19 protein-coding genes are annotated in these 21702 nt (G+C 49.2%); 13 read left to right on the top strand and 6 right to left on the bottom strand.

The window, feature by feature from the left end; genetic code table 11:
* Positions 1–79 precede the first annotated feature (79 nt).
* Both thpD and BLU03_RS07905 read right to left on the bottom strand, forming a co-directional pair.
* Positions 80–1012 (bottom strand): ectoine hydroxylase, encoded by a 933-nt coding sequence (gene thpD / locus BLU03_RS07910; protein WP_093106953.1) that lies wholly within the window; start codon positions 1010–1012, stop codon positions 80–82.
* 381 nt (positions 1013–1393) lie between these two features.
* A complete protein-coding gene (locus BLU03_RS07905; protein ID WP_093106950.1) occupies positions 1394–2935 on the bottom strand; it encodes a hypothetical protein in 1542 nt (513 codons plus the stop codon).
* A gap of 190 nt (positions 2936–3125) precedes the next feature.
* On the opposite strand from BLU03_RS07905, the gene BLU03_RS07900 reads away from it, so the two are divergent.
* The 3 genes from BLU03_RS07900 to BLU03_RS07890 all read left to right on the top strand — a co-directional run bounded on the left by BLU03_RS07900 (position 3126) and on the right by BLU03_RS07890 (position 7286).
* Entirely contained in the window at positions 3126–3467 is a 342-nt protein-coding gene (locus BLU03_RS07900; RefSeq protein ID WP_093106948.1) for a hypothetical protein, read from the top strand.
* A gap of 85 nt (positions 3468–3552) precedes the next feature.
* Positions 3553–4320, top strand: coding sequence for an FxLYD domain-containing protein (locus BLU03_RS07895; protein ID WP_143023828.1), 768 nt, complete (start codon positions 3553–3555; stop codon positions 4318–4320).
* 155 nt (positions 4321–4475) lie between these two features.
* Entirely contained in the window at positions 4476–7286 is a 2811-nt protein-coding gene (locus BLU03_RS07890) for a DUF3427 domain-containing protein (RefSeq protein WP_093106942.1), read from the top strand.
* Here BLU03_RS07890 and BLU03_RS07885 read toward each other — a convergent pair.
* Positions 7270–7665 carry a (deoxy)nucleoside triphosphate pyrophosphohydrolase gene (locus BLU03_RS07885; RefSeq protein ID WP_008588968.1) on the bottom strand — a complete coding sequence of 132 codons (396 nt, stop codon included), beginning with the start codon at positions 7663–7665 and terminating at the stop codon, positions 7270–7272. The two genes, BLU03_RS07890 and BLU03_RS07885, sit on opposite strands and share 17 nt — an antisense overlap.
* A 232-nt stretch (positions 7666–7897) precedes the next feature.
* Between BLU03_RS07885 and BLU03_RS07880 the strand changes: the two genes are divergently transcribed.
* Both BLU03_RS07880 and BLU03_RS07875 read left to right on the top strand, forming a co-directional pair.
* Entirely contained in the window at positions 7898–8431 is a 534-nt protein-coding gene (locus tag BLU03_RS07880) for a hypothetical protein (RefSeq protein WP_093106940.1), read from the top strand.
* Positions 8432–8629: 198 nt separating this feature from the next.
* Positions 8630–8956, top strand: a complete 327-nt coding sequence (locus BLU03_RS07875) for a hypothetical protein (RefSeq protein WP_008588973.1) — start codon at positions 8630–8632, stop codon at positions 8954–8956.
* A gap of 269 nt (positions 8957–9225) precedes the next feature.
* Here BLU03_RS07875 and BLU03_RS07870 read toward each other — a convergent pair whose 3' ends face one another.
* Positions 9226–10569, bottom strand: coding sequence for a GntP family permease (locus BLU03_RS07870; RefSeq protein ID WP_093106937.1), 1344 nt, complete (start codon positions 10567–10569; stop codon positions 9226–9228).
* 178 nt (positions 10570–10747) lie between these two features.
* Here BLU03_RS07870 and BLU03_RS07865 point away from each other — a divergent pair, with 178 nt between their 5' ends.
* The 4 genes from BLU03_RS07865 to BLU03_RS07850 all read left to right on the top strand — a co-directional run bounded on the left by BLU03_RS07865 (position 10748) and on the right by BLU03_RS07850 (position 15006).
* Complete coding sequence (locus BLU03_RS07865) at positions 10748–11605, top strand: MurR/RpiR family transcriptional regulator (protein ID WP_093106935.1); 858 nt, start codon at positions 10748–10750, stop codon at positions 11603–11605.
* Between the two features lie 72 nt (positions 11606–11677).
* Positions 11678–12247, top strand: coding sequence for a nitroreductase family protein (locus BLU03_RS07860; RefSeq protein ID WP_076572206.1), 570 nt, complete (start codon positions 11678–11680; stop codon positions 12245–12247).
* A 320-nt stretch (positions 12248–12567) separates the two neighbouring features.
* Positions 12568–13992: a sodium/glutamate symporter gene (locus tag BLU03_RS07855; protein WP_008588981.1), complete on the top strand. Its 1425-nt coding sequence runs from the start codon at positions 12568–12570 to the stop codon at positions 13990–13992.
* A 132-nt stretch (positions 13993–14124) separates the two neighbouring features.
* Positions 14125–15006: an NAD(P)-dependent oxidoreductase gene (locus BLU03_RS07850; RefSeq protein ID WP_093106932.1), complete on the top strand. Its 882-nt coding sequence runs from the start codon at positions 14125–14127 to the stop codon at positions 15004–15006.
* Between the two features lie 60 nt (positions 15007–15066).
* Here the strand turns inward: BLU03_RS07850 and BLU03_RS07845 are convergent, their stop codons facing one another.
* Both BLU03_RS07845 and BLU03_RS07840 read right to left on the bottom strand, forming a co-directional pair.
* A complete protein-coding gene (locus tag BLU03_RS07845; RefSeq protein ID WP_076572204.1) occupies positions 15067–15588 on the bottom strand; it encodes a GNAT family N-acetyltransferase in 522 nt (173 codons plus the stop codon).
* A gap of 319 nt (positions 15589–15907) precedes the next feature.
* Entirely contained in the window at positions 15908–17398 is a 1491-nt protein-coding gene (locus tag BLU03_RS07840) for a Mur ligase family protein (RefSeq protein ID WP_093106929.1), read from the bottom strand.
* Between the two features lie 123 nt (positions 17399–17521).
* Here BLU03_RS07840 and BLU03_RS07835 point away from each other — a divergent pair, with 123 nt between their 5' ends.
* The 4 genes from BLU03_RS07835 (at position 17522) to ilvA (ending at position 21601) form a co-directional block, all read left to right on the top strand.
* Complete coding sequence (locus BLU03_RS07835) at positions 17522–18418, top strand: AEC family transporter (protein WP_093106927.1); 897 nt, start codon at positions 17522–17524, stop codon at positions 18416–18418.
* A 65-nt stretch (positions 18419–18483) separates the two neighbouring features.
* Positions 18484–19335 (top strand): DUF1206 domain-containing protein, encoded by an 852-nt coding sequence (locus tag BLU03_RS07830; protein ID WP_093106924.1) that lies wholly within the window; start codon positions 18484–18486, stop codon positions 19333–19335.
* Positions 19332–20222, top strand: a complete 891-nt coding sequence (locus BLU03_RS07825; protein ID WP_093106922.1) for a diacylglycerol/lipid kinase family protein — start codon at positions 19332–19334, stop codon at positions 20220–20222. The genes BLU03_RS07830 and BLU03_RS07825 overlap by 4 nt, the downstream gene beginning before the upstream one ends.
* A gap of 128 nt (positions 20223–20350) precedes the next feature.
* Positions 20351–21601 (top strand): threonine ammonia-lyase IlvA, encoded by a 1251-nt coding sequence (gene ilvA / locus BLU03_RS07820; protein ID WP_076572240.1) that lies wholly within the window; start codon positions 20351–20353, stop codon positions 21599–21601.
* Positions 21602–21702 lie beyond the last annotated feature (101 nt).

The raw sequence follows: 21702 nt of genomic DNA, 5'->3' as shown, positions 1-21702 counted from the left end.
CGGATAATATTAAAAGACGCATACCTCTTTTCCGGAGGCATGCGTCTTTTTTTAGGGCGGTAATTCCCTGTATCTCTTGTTATCTGGAAGAGACGTCTTCTGTCAGAGAACCTGCCTGTGGTTTAATTGCGGAAGTGTTTTCCCGGTTAGCAAGAAACTCCGGGCGCGGCTCCGTTCCGCTGAACGGTTCCACGAGTTTATTCTCCACCGAGTTGAATACGAAGAATACGTTACTGCGCGGGTAAGGGGAGATGTTCCCGGCAGAGCCGTGCATCGTATTACAGTCGAAGAAGAGGACAGAGCCTGCAGGCCCGGTGGCGCGGTCAATCTGTCCGCCGGCCTGTTCGGTGAGCCATTCCATACTTTCGTTGTCAGGTACACCGGTCTCCTGTTTCTTCAATGATTGTTTAAAGTTTTCCTCCGGAGTCGTACCCGGGCAGGAGACGTACCACTTCTGTGATCCCGGTATGAGCATAAGCGGTCCGTTGAACTCATAGTTGTCCGTCAAAATGATAGAGCAGCTGAGTGCCCGCATATCCGGCATGCCGTCTTCCATATGCCACGTTTCAAAGTCCGAGTGCCAATAAAACTCTTTACCTTTGAAGCCAGGTTTGAAGTTGATGCGGGATTGCATCATGTACACATCACTACCGAGAATCTGTTGGGCTGCTTTGACGATACGCTCATTTTTCGAAAGCATTTCGAAGAAACCGCTGTCTTTGTGGATTTCGAATACAGAGCGGACTTCGTTGCTGTTCGGCTCCTTGATGACGTCCGGTGCATCACGGTTTTCGTTATTTTCCATCGTTTTACGCAGTTCTTCTTTCATAAGCTTAACTTCGTCAGCAGTGAACAGGTTCTGCAGCATGATGTACCCGTTCTCATCATAGAAGCTTAAATCTTTTTCCTCCAGAGGTCCGTCGTAGTCGGCACCGCCGTGAACGATCGGATCTTTCCGGTCGATAATCTCCTTGTGATCACCCTGCCTGGACGGATATTTATCCATTGCCATACTTCCATTCCTCCTTAAGTGTTTTTACCAGAGAGAAAGTCGTACCGAGCCGCACTTTTGTAATGTAAACCGAAGGGATGCTTTTTTCTTCGGGAGAAAGCCCTTCCATAAAACCTGAGACAGCGAAACCAAAAGCGTAACCCGTTCCTGAATCAGGGGGGCCGGCTTTTGGCTATTAGGTAAACAGAATTTTATTAATTATGCTGTAAGCGCGATTGTACGAAAATTTCCCTCACGGTTATATGTTTCCCTCATTAATGGAGAGACCACTGTACATCTTCCCATGTATTTGAACAATAAACATTTTTCTGAAAAAAGCCGAAAATTTCCAACTTTTTTTCTATGCTTATACGATTTTCTCTGTTTGTTCCACGTGAAACATCAGAATAAATAGGGTCCTACATAAACGGTCATAAACACGACGTGCAGGCCGACGAAATAAGTTACACGTGCCGGAAGCCCCCACCATTTATCCATCCCCGAAAATCTGACGATCAGTAAGGACAGAAGCGAGAACAGAAGAATGATTACGAATGGACTGCCGGGAAAATCGAGTATCCCGGGCAGAGCCTCAATGAGCTGCGGTTTGAACAGGTGATGATCGAACAGTAAGGCGACTGTCGTGTAAATGGCTGCCGATACATATAGAATCCATTCTTTCTCTTCGTCGAAAGGATTGCGGCGTTTCGACATCCAGAACACCATAACCAGCAGGGGAACGGCATACCAGAGAACAGTCAGAAAAATGGTCATAAGCCCGGTCGAAAGCATCGTCAGTGTTTTTCCTGCTGTACGGAGCAGTATATCCCCGGAGAAAGCGGAAGCGGAAAAATCTGCGTGCTCTTTGGAAGCGGCTGTGAACAATGTGTTCTCGTCCGCCCCCTCATCGATCCAGGCGATCATCCCTGCATCGATCACTTCCGGGCGAACGGAAAGACGCGGGGTGTTGCTGAGTCTGTCTGCAGTAATACTTTCATTGTTTATCTCTCCTTCGAAAACGTTGAACGCTTCCGCGCTGCTTGTTTTAGTTTCAGTGTACCCTTGGGCTCTGAATAGGAGAAGTGGGCGTCCATTTTTTTCGTAAACGTGGAGGTCTTCGACTTCCTGCAGGGGACTTCCTTCTCTGTTCGGATCCGGAAACGAGACGTCAGTAAGAGTAACGGAACCGTTTCGTTTATGAGCCAGAAAAAAATTCTTCTCTCCAGAGGAGGAACGGACAAAAGCCGGAACGGCATTAATAAGCAGAGTGGCAGTTTCTCCCTGGATTAATGGATACGTGTCTTCCATTTTCAGAGAAGGAGACAGCTCGACAGTCAACTGATCCACTTTTTCAACTTCACTCTTCTTTTTCATGTAAATCGAGGAAGTGAGACTGTTATCCTCTCGTTCACTGACGGAAACGACAGTCCCCCGATTCGATTCATAGGCGTGGATGGAAGAGGATTCCGTTACGTTTTCGGCTATGATGGTCGTTTCAAGCGTCCCGCCGTCCACGTAGACGGCTTTTCCCCCTTCCACGTATACTGCACCTTTTTCAGTGGGAAGAAAGATTTCCGAGTCTGCTATCCGTTCTTCCGTGTCGGCGCGGTAGACTCCTCCATCACTGTAATAAATCGTGTATGTATCGCCGATGAAAACGTCAGCCCCTTTCGTGTTCCGGACGGGGACTTTCGTCGTTTCTGTACCATTCAATTTTTCATCGTATGTCTGGATGGTGAGAGCTTCTTCCGTAAAATAAGCGAGACGAATGCCATTTTCCGTTTTTCTGCCGTCCAGCCCGGCGCGGATTTCGGTTTCGCCGAGTTTCGCTTCCCGATGCCACGAATCAGAAGGGAGGGCAGCGGCCTGCTTATAGTTTTGAAACATTAGGAACATAATACCGATTACAATGACGAGCAGTGGCAGGGTCCAATATTTTTTCACTTTCGTACCTCCTGTATTTCAGCCTACGTCCAAGTATAGAGGAGATTGGATAAGCCTTCCATATTATTTACAAAAAATTCTGTTAAATGTTAAGTGGTGACATTTTTTTGCGCCCACATTATAAATGTATAGAATTTTCAGATAATTAATTTTATAATATAGGTAATAAAATCGGAAGGGAGGGTGGATGATGAGCAGAATGACAGAGATGGCGTTAGGGATTATAGGAGGATTAATCGGTTTTGGCGGAGCTTTTTTTGCATTGTTTATCGGTTCGGTGGATGCAGCTTTTAATGAGACAAGTGAGCTCGGGAATCTTGGAGCAAGCGCCTTTATTTTTAGCAGTCTAGCTGTTGTAGGGGCCGTAGTCGTCAAATTCAAGGCCGTTCTTGGTGGATGGCTGATGCTGATCAGCGGTATCGCTATTCTGATTTCCATTAGTCTTTTCGGAGTGGTTCCGGCTTTATTTCTTGTCCCGGCAGGTCTGATGGGTATTTTTAGAAAAGAAAAAATACAGCAGGAAGCTGCGTAAGGGAGAGGGAGTTATGAAGAGGATAATACTTTTTTCTATCTTCATGATTTTTTTGGTGTTAACGGCGTGCAGCACAGGGGAGGATATGGTCGGAGAAACTACCGGGGATGCTCCGGAAAGTGAAGAGGTGGAAGCGGCCGAGGGACAGAAGGAAAAAGCGGAAGTACCGGTGGAGGAACAATCGACAGAAGCAGCTCCAGATGAAGCGCAAGAAGAAAAAAGCGAAGAAAACGTAAGTGCAGCTGTGGAGATAACTGATCAGACTGGTGGCGCATGGGTGGACTCCATAGATTCTCTCTGGGTTCATTCTGCAGCGGTATTGGAGAACACCGGTAATGTTCCGGTAGTGATCGGGGAAGTACAGATGAATTTTATGAACGGAGAAGGGTCGGTTCTTGGTACCGATGCCATGAACAGTGCAACGCCGGAAGTTTTGAAGCCGGGTGAGACGGCTTTCGTATCCCAGACAACTACTTTGGATGCAGTGACCGATCCGGAAGAGTTTGATCATACGACGTACAACTTTGAATACCGGGAAGCTTTTGGAGAAGACGCGAATTTAATGGAGGTGAAAAGTGTTCAGCATGGCCATGGGGACGAATATACCCCGTATCGAGTCACAGGAATCGTTGAAAATACGACCGGAGATGTGCAGGAGGATATCAGGATTGCTGCAGGGCTTTATGCAGAAGATGGTTCTCTCCTCGGTGTCCTGACCGATAGCATTTCTGTCAGTGTGAACGCGGGGAGTGAAGCAGGATTCGAACTTACTTACCCTGAGATACCTGCTGAAAACGCCGGAAAAGTGAAAGACGTAGAAGTGAAAGCTTACGGTTGGGACTGGGGATTTTAAAGGGGTCCAGGGACATAAGAAAGCGGCAGTCGGCCAGAAAGCCGGCTGCTTTTTGCGTCCGTAACATCAAGAGTCCTGGAAACTATTGTCATTGATCGATCGGGAAAACTCATATACGATGGATACAAATTATTTCCAGAATCAGAGGTGAAGGTATGCCGAATGAACCACGACTTATTGTGAATACACAGACGGAAAGTCTTCTGCAGGAGTTGAAAACCTCTCTTGAGACGTGCCGCTCCTTTTATTTCAGTGTCGCCTTTCTCAACTTCAGCGGTCTTCAGCTGCTGCTGGAAGCATTGAAGGAAGCGGAGACAGCAGGTGTGGAAGGGAAAATTCTCACTTCCACTTATCTGAATTTCACCGATCCTGAGGCACTGCGGAAGCTGAGAGAGTTCCCGCTTATTGAATCGAAGGTGTTCGTCACCGATAAGACCGGTTTTCATACGAAAGCGTACATATTTGAATACGAAGACTGTTACAAAGTGATTATCGGGTCCTCCAACATTACCCAGCACGCACTGAAAAGTAACGTGGAGTGGAATGTCGAACTTATTTCCAAACAGCATGCCGCGTTCATGGACCGGGTGATCAACGAATTCAATGATCTGTGGGAAAAAAGCCGCAGGGTGGATGATGAGTTTCTGCATGATTATACCGAGCTCGTCCGTAACCTGAAAGAGACTGTCACTCACCAGTCTCTCGTTTATGAAAAAAGTACGTACGTGACGCCGAACAGTATGCAGACACGGGCTATGGAGAACCTCGAACGGCTCCGTAGTATCGGGGAGAAGAAGGCGCTCGTCGTTGCGGCTACCGGTACCGGGAAGACGTATATGTCGGCTTTTGACGTACGCCGGGAACGGCCGAAGCGGCTGTTGTTCGTCGTGCACCGCGAGGAGATCCTGCAGAAAGCGAAGGAGACGTTCGAATATTTCTTACATAACTTTCACGTATCTTTCGGACTGTTGACCGGTACACAGAAAGATCTGGAAGCGGACTATCTGTTCGCTAACATCCGCACGCTTCATAACTATTATAATTCCTTTGATCCCGGGGCCTTTGATTACATCATTTACGATGAAGCGCATCACGTCACGGCTCCGACGTATCAGGAAGTCTTCGAATATTTTGATGCCGACTTTACGCTCGGGATGACGGCGACTCCGGAGCGGGGGGACCAGCAGTCGATCTTTGAACAGTTCGATGAGAACGTGGCACTGGAGGTGCGTCTGCATGACGCTCTTGAGGACGATATTATCGTTCCTTTCCACTATTTCGGAATAACGGATATCGACAATGTAGATCTTAGCGACGTATCTGTTGACGATATTGACGAAATAACGAGAAGACTGAAAGTGAACGAACGCGTCGATTTTATTATCGAAAACATGGAGTTTTACGGGTGGGACGGGGAGAAGAGAAAAGGTCTCGGATTTTGTGCCAGCCGGGAGCACGCCGGATACATGGCTGAAGAGTTCCGGAAGCGCGGCATTCCGAGTCTTGCTTTGGATGGAGAGAACAAGGGTGTAGAACGGCAGGAAGCCATACGCCGCCTGGAATCGGACGAGTCGGAGATCGAGTTTCTGTTTACGGTGGATATTTTCAACGAAGGGGTCGACATCCCTTCTGTAAATACGGTGCTGATGCTCAGACCTACGAATTCACCGATCATTTTCATCCAGCAGCTGGGGCGGGGCCTTCGGAAGCATGCGGGAAAAGAATTCCTGACGGTGCTTGATTTCATCGGTAACCACGCGAAGACATTTCTCATCGCTATCGCTTTGAACGGGCAGCGCTATTACGATAAAGAAAGTCTGAAAGTCGCTATATCTACCGGTTTCGCTCATCTGCCGGGAACCACTCATATCGAAATGGATGAAATTTCAAAAGAGAGGATTCTGACTCAGATTGACCGGGAGTCCTTCATGTCGATGAAATATCTCCGTGATCAGTACCAGGAGTTCAAACGTGTCCGGGCCGGAAAGACTCCGCACTGGCTGATGGATTACTATACGTACGAAAACGCTCCGGATCCGGTTTCTTTCATCAGGAAGAAGAATACATACCTGGAATTCGTCGCAGCCACGGAAAAAGACGATCATCTTAAAGAACTGAGCGCAGATGAGACGTTTATCAAAACGCTCAAATGGCTTTCATCGATGCTTCCGCTTAAACGGAGCTATGACTTCGCCCTGCTTCGGGCGCTCGCCCATAAACGATTGATTACAACTGCAGAAGCACATTCGGAAATAGAGAAGTGGGTGGAAGAGGTTCCGGAAGTGAGTGTTGAACACGCCCTCTGTTACGTGAACCAGGAATTTTTCGACTCCGGGATGCGGGAAAGGACGCCGAAACTCGTGTCTTATGATGGGGAGAGGGCCGAGCGTACTTTATTATTCGACAAACTGCTGAACAATCCGGAGTACCGTGCCTATATATTAGACGTACTCGAATACGGACTGTTGAGATACGAACGGGAATTCGGCTCCCGTTATTACGGGACACCTCATTTCAAACTGTATGAACAGTATCAGATGGCGGATGCGGCTCTTCTGTCGAACTACCGTAAGAGTCATTCTGCATTCCGGGGCTCCGGACTGTTACAGAACGGGAATGACTATTTTCTGTTCATCGATCTGCACAAAGAGGCGGATATTAAAGAAAGCATCAACTACAATGATAAATTGATCAGCCGCGCGCAGTTCCAGTGGGAAACTCCGAACAGTACGAGGCAGGACTCCGAACGGGGGAAAAATATTCTTCATAACCGCGAGCGGGGTATCCGGCTGCACTTGTTCGTCCGCAAGTATAAGCAGATTGAAAACGGGTTTACGGAACCGTATATCTATATCGGAGAAGGGGACGCTCTCTCCTGGAGAGGAGAACAGCCGGTAGAAGTGCAGATCGCTTTGCATCACCAGCTGCCGGAACAGCTGTTTACGGAACTTACCGAGAAGGTGTAAGTTCTTCGACTGCCGGAATGTCGGCGGGAGCCCAGACGAGGGAAGGAAGGTGCTCCTGTTTCAGCCATACGAGCTTGGCGTGTTCTTTCGGTTCCGGCTCCCCCTCGAGAAGCCGGGCTTTGATGGCGATCAGTTCAATGACGAACGAATCGTATTCATGCACGTTCCGGTTAAAAACTTCGCCGGCCCGGATGCTGCAGCCGAGTTCTTCCTGGATTTCCCGTTCAAGCGCTTCCTGCAGAGATTCCCCGTTTTCGACTTTTCCGCCGGGGAACTCCCACATATTCGGGATACTCATATCGGGAGAACGGAGTGCACAGAGAATTTCCTCTTTCTCGTTCTCGATAATGGCTGCCACGACTTTAACCTGTTTTTTCATATGTATGTCCTCCTTTTGTATGTAACGTCTCCTGCACAACTTTTTTGTGCAAAGAAATTCGGTTGATGATTGCTGTTTTTTGGTCAAGTTTGCCCATCAGAATCACTCCTTTTCCAAGACTATAAGACCAGTATAACTACCGGGGCGACAAAATAAAAATAAATGACGCATCCTGTTATTCCGCACTCTTTCCGGGAAAATGATATGGTAGGAAGAAAAGGAGGATTTCGTTATGGATAACCGTATAGAACAGCTGTTTGAAGAATGGAGGAACGGTTCCGTGGAAGCACACCGGACCCTCCTTGAAGAAATGGAAACGGAAGTATCATGGAGTTATGAAGTGTGGGACAGACTCGTCGGATTCCTCGATGATGAAGGTGCACGCCTGAGGTCGGAAGCCGCTCAGTTCCTGTCCTATCTTGCTGTCAGTGACCCGGAAGACCGGATCATGCGCGATTTCCAAAACGTATGGCAGGTGACAAAAGATGAAGATTCCACTGCAGCGCGCCGTGCTCTGCAGTCGGTATGGCGGATCGCTCTCGGAGGTGCCCGGCAGAAGAACCTTGTGACCGGATCTATGATTGAAAGATTTTATACAGCCGCCGGGGAGAAAAATGGCACACTTCTTCGCGAAGACATTCTAAGAGGACTCGCTGCTCTTTATAAAAGGGATAACGATCCTTATATCGATGAACAGGCGAAAGGGCTGATCGACAACGTGGATGATCCGGAAGAAGCGAAGACGTACTATCACATTTGGAAATAATAAGCCGAGGCACCCCGGGTATACAGAACCTCTGCGTCCATCCGGACTGTGAGCGACTTATCGTTAAACGTTTTCCGGGAAATGGAGTATAATAAGGATAAATCAAAAAATATATGCCGGAGGCGGTCCTATGGGGTAACGTCAGAAGTAAGGTGCCGTGGATGCGGATATTCGGGGAATTTTCGCTTCGGTCTTGGCATGTTTCACAGTTCTCTCGCAAGATGCCTCGGTGAATTTCCGTACTGGGAACGGAAGGAACTGGAGGAGCTGCTCGAAGATAAAGAGGTGAACGACTATCAGTTCAGCTTCCAGCTCACCCAGTGTCAGGAGTGTTTATGTTTAAGCAGCCGCCCGACTATCAAATTTCTGTTCGAAGACGGCTCTCATTCCCACAACTACCCCCGCTGTACGAAATGCCGCAGTGAAAATGTACGCATTCTTTCTCTCGACTGGCTGGAAATGGCCCGCTGCCCGTTCTGCCGGGAAAAAAGCCTTGAGAAAGGAATAGGTGGTACGTGGGAGTGAGAGGACCGGGGTACAGAAGACATTGAAGTGTTACGCTTTATAAATAACAGACACCACCAAAATCGAACTCTGAATGTTCGGTTTTAGGGGTGTCTTTTTTTTGAAATATTACGATTATCGTTCCCTTCAGACTCCCGGATGTCTTCGGAAGGGAACGATAATCATGAATACGTGCCCTTCAGAAGTGTAAAACGGCTCCGATGGGCACGATTAACGTAAAAACGTGACACTGAGACCGCATGAAGGGTCTTCAATGTCACGATTATCCGTTACGTAATGAAAAGTCCGAGAATGAGTGCTACGGTGAGCCCGACCAGACCGATCAGCGTTTCCATGACGGTCCACGTCTTCAGGGTGTCCTTAACGTCAAGACCGAAGAAGCGGTTCACGAGCCAGAAACCCGAGTCGTTTACGTGAGAGAGCACCGTAGCTCCTGCGGCAATCGAAATGACGATCAGGCCGAGAGCGGCACCTTCGAGACCGGCTACATCGATGACCGGAGATATAAGCCCGGCTGCCGTAACCATGGACACGGTTGCAGAGCCCTGGGCTACGCGGACGATGGCAGCGATAAGGAAGGCGAGAAGGATCGGCGGCAGCGGGGAACCTGCCATCATTTCCCCGAGCACGTCTCCGACTCCGGACTGGATGAGCATTTCCTTGAATACGCCACCGGCGCCGGTGACAAGAATGATAATCCCTGCAGGTTCAAGCGCTTTCGTAGCGATGTCCTGCACTTCCTGACGGGAGTAGCCTCTTTTCGTTCCGAGAATCCGGAATGTAAGCAGCGTGGCGATCGTCAGTGCCACAATCGGATTACCGACAAAAGTGGTAATGGAACGTACAGTGCTTCCTTCCGGGAAAATGATGGTGGAGGCCGTATTAACAAGTATCAGAACGAGAGGCACAAGAATAATGGAAGTAATCATCCAGAAACTTGGCAGATCTTTTTCATATTCTTTTTCTTCGAAATCCATGTAGTCCGGTACGGCGACATCGATTCTTTTCGCAATGTAGCGGCCGAACAGCGGTCCTGCGATGATCATCGACGGAATACCGGCGAGTACACCGAAGAAGATGACCCAGCCGAGATCCGCTCCGATAAGGTCTGCGACAGCAATAGGTCCCGGAGTCGGCGGTATGTAACTGTGCGTGACGGCGAGTCCTGCAAGAAGCGGAATGCCGTAGTACAAGAGCGACTTGCCGGATTTCTTCGCAAGTCCGTATACAATAGGAACGAGGATGATGAATCCTACGTCGAAAAAGACGGGAATAGCGACGAGGAAACCGGCGATGCCGAGAGCCCACTGGGATTTATCCTCCCCGAATCGTCCGAGCAGGGACTGGGCGAGACGTTCCACTCCGCCCGAGACTTCGAGCATTTTTCCGAACATGGCTCCAAGCCCGACGACGATGGCGACGAACCCGAGAGTGCCGCCCATCCCCTCTTCTACAGTAGTGATGACTTCTCCGAGAGGCATTCCGGCAGCGATACCGACGAGAAGGCTGACGATCATAAGGGAAACGAACGCGTGCAGTTTCGTCCGGATCACGAGAAATAGCAGGCCGAAAATTCCCGCTACGGCGATAAGAATAAGCATGGTGGATGACATTGCTGGTACCTCCTAATGTTTCTGTATTTTCATACCGCTTATAGTACATGAAAAATTTTTTCTTTGCAATCGTTTACAGAAAAATATTTTTCCTTTTGTAAACGGTAACAAAAATATTTTCTTTTTCCCGTTCTTCGTATTAAGATGAACTTACTGTAAAGGAAGGGGAGAGACGTTTATGGCAGCCAGGGAAAAGAGGCACTGTCTCCTGCGTATCCGCTCGGAGTATCCTCAGTTTACACAGACAGAGCGGCGTGTAGCGGACTATATACTGGAGAAGCCGGAACGGATTGTAAAAGGGACGATCAACGAAGCGGCTGATGACATCGGCATCGCCGTGTCCACCGTCTTCCGCTTTTGCAAAACGATGGGGTTCAAAGGTTATCAGGATATGAAAATCGAGCTTGCTTCGGAACTGGTCGGTGCGGACAAAGAGGAGCTGGAAGACATAACCCGTACGGATGACGAAGCCAAGGTCACGGAGAAAGTTTTCCGATCCAACATACGCACGATGGAAGAGACGCTCGAAGTGCTGGACACTTCCGAAGTGGCGAAAGCGGTGAAAATGCTGCGCCAGGCGGACAGGGTGGAGTTTTTCGGGTGCGGCGGTTCGAATATCATCGCCCAGGATGCCTGCCACAAGCTGCTGCGAACCGGTCTTTCCGTGTTCAGCCAGGCAGATAACCATATGCAGCTCATGTCCGCCTCCCAATTGAAAAATAAGGACGTCGCCGTTCTCATCTCCCATTCGGGAACGACGAAGGACGTGCTCGACGTTCTCCACATTTTGAAAAGCGGCAGTGTACCTGTCATCGCTATTACCAATCTCGCAAAATCCCCGCTCCGGGAACGCTCCGATGTCGTGCTGACGACCGTCGCGGAGGAAGCCGACTATCGCCCGCAGATCCTCTCATCCGCTATGTCACAGATGAGCGTCATCGATGCGTTATACGTGAATCTTCTCGTTTCCGGAAAGGAAAAAAGCACATCGGCCTGGGAAAAAATCACCAGTGCCCTGTCCGGGAAAAGAATGTAGAAGTTCAAATCTTGAAATGAAGATATTCTTTTGTATATAATGGACGAAGTATGTGTCAGAGGAGGAAACAGTATGAACGCAAGTGAAATGAAACAGTATCGGAAGGCCAATTATGAAATCGACGAAGCGTTTCTCGAACGCTGGTCCCCGAGATCGTTCCAGGAGAAGGAAATAGCCGAAGAGGATCTTATGAGCGTGTTTGAAGCGGCGCGATGGGCTCCATCTGCCATGAATATGCAGCCTTGGCGTTTTATTATAGCGAGAACGGAGGAGGACCGTGAGCGGTTCCATTCTTTCGTCATGGACGGAAACCGTAAATGGTGCGAGAAGGCACCGGTCCTCGCCCTTATCATTTCTGATAAAGAAGACGCCACTCACGCTTTCGATACCGGGGCAGCCTGGGGTTTCCTTTCCCTGCAGGCCCGCAGGAACGGTCTCATCACTCACGCTATGGGCGGTTTTTATAAAGATCAGGCCCGCGAAACTCTCGGTATTCCGGAAGAGTTCGAGATTCAGGCGCTCGTCGCTATCGGTTATCAGGATGAAAAAGAAAAACTGGAAGAAGAGATGCAGAAGCGGGAACAGCCGTCTCCGCGTCGCCCGGTTGAAGAATCCATTATGGAAGGTTCGTTCCGTGCGTAAGCTGCTTTTCAATCATCGGTCCCATATTTTGGGCCGGTGATTTTTTTGTGGATGTTTTCGTTACCTTCAGAAGCTGAACCGGGATGCGAATGGCACGTTTCTGCATTTTCCGTTACTTTCAGAAGACAGAAAGTGACTTGAAGGGCACGAAAACCGGTGAATCGTGACAGTCGGCCGCTTTTTCTGAAGGGGAAGGGAACGCAAAATACCGTAAGGACTTCTGCTTCGATAGCCGTGCACGAAGCATACTTTCCGAAGTTTACTCCGGGGCGCCTGTGGGAAGAACCTCAGTAGTATAAAACAGGGAGAGGAGAAATATTATGACAGCAAACACGATAGGGTTCGCCCTGCTCGTCATGGGGCTATTTTTGCTGGTCGGGAAGCTGATCAGAGTGAGCGTGCCTCTGTTTCAGTCCCTTTTTCTTCCGAGTTCGATTCTTGGGGGTTTCGCAGCACTTCTGCTTGGACCTCAGGTGCTCGGGAATCTATTGGCGCCGCTGACCGGATCAGATTCATTCTGGGCAACAGGGCTTTTTACGGAAACTATTACGGATGTATGGGCAGCACTGCCCGGGCTGATGATCAACGTCATCTTCGCTTCCCTTTTCATCGGGAAGAAAACGCCTTCCCTCAAAATGATCTGGGACTACGGAGGACCTCAGCTATCGTTCGGCTGGATGGTCGGATGGGGACAATATGTCGTCGGTCTGCTCATCGCTCTTTTAATACTTACTCCGATCTTCGGCATTCCTCCGATGGCCGGTGCTCTTATAGAAATCGGTTTTGAAGGCGGGCACGGTACGGCTGCCGGGATGCAGAGCACGTTTGAACAGCTCGGGTTCCCCGAGGCGTATGACCTGGCAGTGGGACTTGCCACTGTCGGTATCCTCTCCGGTGTCATCATCGGTATCATTCTTATCAACGTAGCTGCCAGAAAAAGGCAGACAGCGCTTGATATGGACGAAAAAGCTTTTTCCGATATACAGAAACTCGGAATCCGCGAATTCGAAAACAGGGAGGCAGCCGGGAAGATGACGCTGCGCTCCGAATCGATCGAACCGCTCTCCTTTCACGTAGCTATGATCAGTATCGCGATACTGATCGGGTACGGACTACAGCAGGGTCTGATCGGCCTTGAGGCCGTTACGTGGGGAGCTTGGACGGACACATACATTATGACTTATATTCCTCTGTTCCCGCTCGCTATGATCGGAGGTATTATTCTGCAGCTGTTCCTGGACCGCTACGATCGGTTTAATCTCGTGGACAGGCAGATGGTCATGAGAGTCCAGGGATTGTCGCTTGATATCCTGATAATGACGGCGATTGCGACGATTTCCCTCGCCGTTATCGGTGAATATTTCGTTCCGTTCCTGCTTCTCGCTGTAGGAGGTATCGGCTGGAACGTTCTCGCTTTCCAGATATTTGCGAAGAAAATGATTCCTACGTACTGGTTTGAACGTGCCATCGGTGACTTCGGACAGTCCATGGGGATCACCGCTACGGGTCTCCTTCTCATGAGAATTGTGGACCCGAACGTGGAGACGCCTGCGCTGGAAGCGTTCGGCTACAAACAGCTCATATACGAACCGTTTCTCGGGGGAGGACTGGTGACCGCCCTTTCCGTGCCGGTAATCTACTCTCTCGGACCGGTTCCATTCTTCATCTTCTCCCTGGTGATGGCCGTGATCGGCTGGGCTGTCGGAATTTTCTATTTCGGAAAACAGCGTACGGAATCCGGTTAACTGAAGGTAAACGTCTCTTTTTGCCGTCTCGGGCAGAGGGAGGCGTTTTTTTACATAAGTGTAAAGCCGTTGAGTCCTGTCCGGAAAACGGTTACAATATTCGGTAAGTTATCAGGAAGGAAGGGAATATATTTGAAAAAAATCGGATTCATCGGCACCGGGGTCATGGGACGGCATATGGTCAGAAATCTTATGAAACATGGATATGCGGTATCTCTTTACACGAGAACGAAGCGGAAAGCGGAAGAACTTCTCGCGGAAGGGGCGGAATGGAAAGAGACGATATCGGAGCTTGCCAGGGAGGCAGACGTTGTCATTACCATCGTCGGATTTCCGGAAGATGTAGAGGAAGTATATTTTAAGGAAGACGGTATTCTAAACAATGCTTCCGGCGGGACGGTATTCATCGACATGACCACTTCTTCCCCGGAGCTGGCGGTGAAAATTGCCGAAGCCGCACAGAGAAATGGACAGGCGGCACTGGATGCTCCGGTTTCCGGAAGTGATGTATTTGCGGAAGCGGGCAAACTGACGATCATGGCAGGAGGCGAGCCCTCTTCTTTCGAAAAAGTACGCCCGGTACTGGAGGCGATGGGGGAGAATGTCGTGCTGCAGGGTCCACCGGGTGCGGGACAGCATACGAAGATGAGTAACCAGATTGCCATCGCGTCGACGATGATGGGCGTCGTCGAAGCCATTACATACGCGGAGAAAGCCGGTCTGGATCCCGCCGTCGTCATGAGCAGCATCGAACACGGGGCAGCGGGAAGCTTTTCTTTATCAAAACTGGGCAAAAAAATGATCGGGAATGATTTTGAACCGGGTTTCTATGTAAAACATTTCGTTAAAGATATGGGGATCGCGCTTGCGTCTGCAGAAAGGATGGAGCTTCCGGTCCCGGGGCTGCGTCTTGCGAAAGAAATGTATGAAGAACTCATGGAGAACGGTGGGGAGAATGAGGGAACACAGGCCCTGTACAAATACTACAAATGGAAAGCGGAAGGTAACGTATAGCGTTTATAAAAAGAGCGGACGTACGGGCATATAGCCCTGCATCGTCCGCTCTTTTCGGATTTATTCGGAAACCCGGTTTTCATAAGAGTGTTTAAGAATCGCCATCATGTAGGCATCACGGTATTCTCCGTTGATGAAATAGTGTTCTTTCATTTCTCCCTCGATTTCGAAGCCGATTTTCTTATAAATATGCACAGCTTTTTCGTTTTCCGTCGCTACGATAAGATGAACTTTATGGAGGTTAAGGGTACGGAAAGCGTAATCCACCATCATCTTCGTAACTTCCCCCGCGTGACCGTTCCCCTGATGCACGGGATCGATCATAATGCCGAATTCGGTATTCCGGTGCACCGGTTCAATATCATACAGTCCGGTCAGACCGATGCTCATTTCATCTTTGCAGATGACGAAAAGGCGGTGTTTACCGGGCTCTTTTCTCTCTTCAAAACCGGTAGTGATCCGGTCTTTCGGGAAGTGGGCTTCCGTGAACCAGAAATCCATAATCTCTTTTTTGTTATATAGTTTGTGCATGAAAGGCACGTCGTCTTTCTCAAGTGGCCGCAGCCAAATATGGTCTTCCATATGTATCTCCTCCTCGTTCTATCGTAGCAGACCTTTTCGTAATTCGAAACGTATAAGCTTTGAAACGTGAGTAAATAGGAGGAAATATGCACAAAAATGTTTCAAGATATAAGGGATAAGGAAAGGTATACGTAACATGACAAAGCAAGGAGTGAAAAATATGCTTCGAACTATTTTAATGATCATTGGTCTCATCGTAGTCATCAGCTTTATTCTTAGTATGCTATAATATAATAATTATATTTACTAATAAGGGCCCGGCCTTCTGTGAAAGCAGAGGACCGGGCCTTTTTCCTGTTTTACGATAAAGGTATAAGATTCAGACAAGCGGTTTCGGGTCCGCGCAGGAAGCGGAAAAATGAGTGCTTATTTCCTCGATATCATCGTGAGGAATCAGAGTACCTTTGTAGTGCTGCGGCTCGTTGATGCCCGTAAGCAGAATAGTGTCTCCCGGGGAGGACTGTCCGATACAGGCAGCAATAGCTTCTTTCCGGCTCATCGCCGTCGTTACTCTGTCTTTTGAAATATCCGGGGGGAGGGCTTCCTGCATCGCACGGATGACTACCGACGGTTCCACATATCCAACCTGCTCTGCTCCAAGCACCACAGAATCGACATCAGGGGTGAGCGTTTTGGCCATTTTTTTGACTTTATCGATTCCGCGGAGACCGATGCCGTTCACCATCGCAATCAGTTTCCCATCCGCAAGCGTACGCGCGGCCCCGAGTGATTTCTCCAGGGCCGCCGGGGTGTGGGCAAAATCCAGGATGAAGCGGCGCTCACACACCGTAAGAAGCTGGAACCTGTTTCGGAGCGGCGGGAGTTTCGCAGCTTCCTCAACGATGGCCCGGACCGGGATTCCTTTGTCATACAGAACCGCAAAAGCGCTCAATAAATTGTATATGTTGTGCTCTCCGATAAAAGGTGTGTAGACGTCAAAACGTTCCCCGTCGGCGTGCAACACGAACCTTGATCCGTTCTCGTCGTAGGTGATCCGTTCTCCGTAGAAATCCGCCGCGGCATCGAGAAGACTGAACGTCCGTACCGGTTTTCCGAAATCTTTCAAAGACCGGAAGACAGGGGAGTCCAGAGAGAAAACGAGAGTACGGGCGGCCTCGGCAAGCTTCATTTTCGAGTTTAAGTAATGTTCGATCGTCTCATGATAATCCATGTGGTCCCTGCTGAAATTCGTAAACACTCCCGTATCCACCGGGATGAATGTCGTCCTTTCCTGATCCAGGGCGATAGATGTGGCCTCATATACCATGGTCTGGTAGGATTCGCTGTGGAAATGGCTGATGATGCGGGCGAGCTCAGGGGCTTCGGGTGTCGTCGGCGTCGTTTTATTGTAATCCATGGGTTGCAGATCACTGGTCATTACACCTTCCGTACCGACAGATCCTGTCTTGAAACCGAATCTGTTCAAAAGGGTGGAAATCATATAGGTTACTGTCGTTTTCCCGTTCGTGCCCGTCACTCCGAAGAATTCCATCTCGTCGAAGACGCTGTTATAGACGGTCCGGAGAAGGAGGGTGATGACGGGGGGGAGGTCGGATACGATGATGAACGTAACGTCCGGATGGCGCTCGCGCTCCCCGAGAAGAGACGGGTCCGTTCCAATAACGCAGATTCCTCCGTTAGCGACAGCTTCGTCGACATAATCCAGGCCGCTGCGCTTACCGGATTTGCAGAAGAAGACGCCCTGTTCGTTCGGAACTGCGGAATGAAGGGTGAACTGGCGGACCGGAAGAGTGAGCGGTCCGTAAGAATTTATGTAATAGGAATGAAGAAGTTCTGTGAGGTTAATCATAAGGGATGCCCTTTCTGTCTGGAAGAGTTAATAACTTTTAATTACCCGTAAGGCCGGGCGTTGAAACGGGTAAATGTGGTATGTTGAAAGAAGATATAATGATTTTGGAAAGGGAAGGATAGTATGGGAGTGTTTGTGGAAGTGGTCCTGCCCGTCATCGCAGTATTTCTGGCAGGATATATCATTCAGAAGGCAGGGCGTCTGGACATACGTTCCGTTTCGACAGTAGGCATGTACATTATGCTTCCCTGTCTTGTATTTGAAACGTTTTATACGGCAGACCTGAACCGGGACTATATTATGATGCTGGTGTTCGCCCTGCTTCTGTTATTCATTATGCTGATCATAAACAAAATCTACGCCTGGATAAAAGGATACAGTACTTCGACAGAAAGTGCACTCATTCTCTCTACGGCTTTCATGAATTCCGGGAATTACGGGTCGCCGATTATCCTTTTTGCGTTCGGAGAAGAGGGATTCATTTATGCAGTTTCCCTGATGGTACTGCACTCGATCATTATGAATTTCTTCGGTGTTTACTATGCAGCAAAAGGGCGGGCCGGCTTGAAGATGGCAGGACTGTCTGTATTGAAAATGCCTCCGACCTACGCCGTGCTGCTCGCATTAGTGATGAAGTTCGGCGGGGTTTCTGTCGGAGAAAGCGTGATGGGAGCGATAGAGCTCGTCGCTGCAGCCACCGTTCCGACGATTATGATCGTGCTCGGCATGCAGCTGGCTGAAATAAGCGTTACGTCCCTGGACTGGAAGAAGGTGTCGTATGCCTCTGTCCTGCGACTTGTAGCATCTCCGGTGATAGCGTTCGCTCTGGTGGCGCTTCTTCCCATGAGTAAACTGATGGCCAGTGTACTGATTGTACAGGCAGCTATGCCGTCGGCGGCCACCACCACTATCTACGCCGTTCAGTTTGACGCAAAACCGGAACTGGTTTCCGGAATTACACTCGTGACTACGCTGCTCAGTATCATAACAATTCCTGCGCTCCTGATGTTTTATATATAAGTTTCTGTTTGTGAAAAAAAGGGAAACTTCCATGCAGCAGCTATAGACGAAAAGAGGGGAAACGTATGGGGAAGTCTATCCACCCGGATGAGTACGTCAGGGAAGAGATAAAGCCCTGGATAAGAAGATCTGCCAGGATAGGTTATATGGCCAAAGGCTGCGTCTACTTTATAGTGGGCCTCCTTGCTCTGCTTGCGGCTGCAGGTTTCGGCGGGAAAGCGACGGGGACATCCGGCATGTTCCGGTCGTTAGCTCGCATACCGCTCGGCAACATACTCGTCTGGCTGATGGGCCTCGGACTTTTCATGTATATAGGATGGGTACTGATAAAAGCGTTTCTGGATCCCAAAGGTGAAGGGAAAGGAATGGGCGGTCTGATAAAACGGTTCGCCTACTTTATCAACGCAGGCATTTATACTGTATTGGCAGTGCAGGCTATCGGTATTGCGGTCAATGCCATCTCCGGCGGAGGAGGATCCGGGAATACATTATCGGCAAAGCTGTTACAGCAGCCTTTTGGAGCCTGGATTCTCGGCGGAATAGGAGCCGGTGTTATCGGTTACGGCGTCTATGAAATCGCAAACGGCCTGACACAACGGTTTATGAAAGCATTCCTGATTGGGGACATGGACTATCATGAGAGGAAAATAGCTAAAAATACGGGCACTGCAGGGCTCGTTTCCCGTGGTGCTGTCCTTGGACTGATCGGTTTTTTCTTCATAAGGACCGCTCTGAGTCACGATCCGGGTCAGGCCAAAGGGCTGGACGGGGCGCTTTCGGAAATCGCCTCCCAGCCATTCGGACGGTGGATTCTCGGTTTCGTTTCGGCAGGTCTCATCCTTTACGGCATTTATCAAGTAACCCGGGGCAGATATGAACATATGCAGTTCGGGAAGAAAGAGAGGGAAAGGTTATGACGAAAGCAATGTTAATTATCAATCCTTCTTCCGGTCAGGAAAAGGGATTGAAGTTTGAAGAGGAAGCAGTGACTGCACTGAAAAAGCAGCACGAAGAAGTTACAGTGAAATATACGGAAGGGGAGGGGGATGCGACCCGATTTGCGGAGGAAGCTTCTTTCGGGAAGTACGACGCCCTCGTCGCCATGGGAGGCGACGGTACTATCAATGAGAGTATCAACGGTCTGGCGGAGAAAGACCACAAGCCCGTGTTCGGCTTCGTACCGCTCGGAACTGTAAACGATTTCGCTAGAGCTCTCGGTATACCGATGGATGAAAGGAAAGCTATCGGCGTTCTGGAAACGTCCAATACCCGATCCGTCGACATCGGCAAAATTACCGGTGAACGTTATTTCATGAATGTACTGGCCGTCGGTGCTATCGCGGAGGCTGTGTATCAGGTGTCCCCGGAACAAAAATCCAAATTCGGTCCTCTTGCCTATTTGATTGAAGGGGCGCAAGCCATCAGGGAAGAGACCCCCTTCGATCTTTCGATAGATTACGACGGAAAGAAATGGGAGGGGAAAGCCTATCTCGTCCTCGTAGCTCTGACAAATTCCGTCGGAGGCATCGAAACTTTCGCGCGGGAGGCGGAGGTAAACGACGGAGCGTTTCACGTATTCATTCTGAAAGAGTTTTCTCTGCCGAAAGTGGTCCAGCTCATCCCCGATCTGTTCAGGGGGGAGCTTAAGAGTAATGAACAGGTGGAATACTTCACCGCCACTGACATGAAAGTCGATACATCGCTCAATCTCGTCGTAAATATAGACGGGGACGAAGGGATGAAACTGCCGTTTGAAGCACGCCTGCTTCACAACGAACTGAACGTTTACGTGCCGGAGGAATAGCCGGAACCTGTGTAAGAAAAATAAGAATTTAAGCTGTCACAGCTCTTTTCCTATGTTAAAATAGTGCTTAAAATTCGGTTTCAGAAAAGGATGGGGCTATGAGCGTAAATAAAAGCGAGGGTCAAGTTATGGATAAATTAGTGACGGGGGAAGATATCCGGAAAGCTGCCAAAACAGTGGAAGAAGCGGCGATACGTTCTCCATTACTTAAAGATGAAGTTCTTTCCGCCCGCTATGACTGTAACGTCTACTTAAAAAGAGAAGATCTGCAGCCGGTGCGGTCATTTAAAATACGCGGGGCATACAATAACATCAAAAACCTGAGTGATGGCGCCCGCGAAAAAGGAGTAGTGTGTGCCAGTGCCGGCAACCACGCTCAAGGGGTTGCACTTTCCTGCCAGAAGCTCGGCATCAGGGGGAAAGTGTTTATGCCGACGACTACGCCAAAACAGAAGATTTCCCAGGTTTCTTTCTTCGGGGATAAATGGGTAGACATCGTTATAACCGGCGATTCTTTTGATGATGCATACAAAGAAGCTCATAAAGCGTGCGAAGAAGAAGGGATGACGTTCGTGCACCCTTTCGATGACAAGCGGACGATAGCAGGTCAGGGCACCGTCGGGAAAGAAATCATAGAGGACATGGATGAGCCGATTTCCCATGTGTTCATGAGTGTAGGCGGTGGCGGTCTTTCTGCGGGAGTCGGCACGTACGTAAAAGAGAATTCCCCCGAGACGAAAATTATCGGTGTGGAGCCGGAAGGGGCGCCTTCCATGAAGATGTCTCTCGAGAGCAGGAAAGTGGAAACGCTCGATTGGATCGATAAATTTGTCGACGGGGCATCTGTGGCGCGGGTCGGTGAACTTACTTTCCAGATTGCCCGACAGGTTATGGAAGATGTCGTATGCGTTCCGGAAGGGAAGGTGTGTACGACCATTCTGAACCTTTATAACGAGAACGCGATCATCGCGGAACCGGCCGGAGCCCTGCCGGTAACGGCTCTCGACTTCTACCGGGAAGAGATAAAAGGGAAAACGATCGTTTGTGTCATCAGTGGAGGGAATAACGATATTTCCAGAATGCAGGAAATGAAAGAACGTTCCCTCATCTACGAAGGACTGAAGCACTATTTTATCGTCAATTTTCCACAGCGGACCGGAGCCCTCAAAGAATTCGTGTTCAACGTCCTGGGTGATACGGAGGACATCACCCGGTTTGAGTATACGAAGAAGAACAACCGTGAAAAAGGACCGGTTCTTGTCGGTATTGAACTGAAACAGTACGAAGACTACCACGGCCTTATCCGGCGGATGGAAGAACACGGATTCACGTATACAGAGTTGAACAAAAATCAGGAGCTTTTCAATCTTTTAGTGTAAAAAAGTTTAACGAATAAAGGCTTTCTCTTTTTACCAGGGAAAGTCTTTTTTGCGTAAAAGTCTCATCTTTGTGATAATGGAGACGACAAAGACAAAAGAGA

This window comes from Salimicrobium album (assembly GCF_900107115.1).
Classification (GTDB): Bacteria; Bacillota; Bacilli; order Bacillales; family Halobacillaceae; genus Salimicrobium; species Salimicrobium album.
This window is presented reverse-complemented; position numbering and strand designations above follow the sequence as displayed.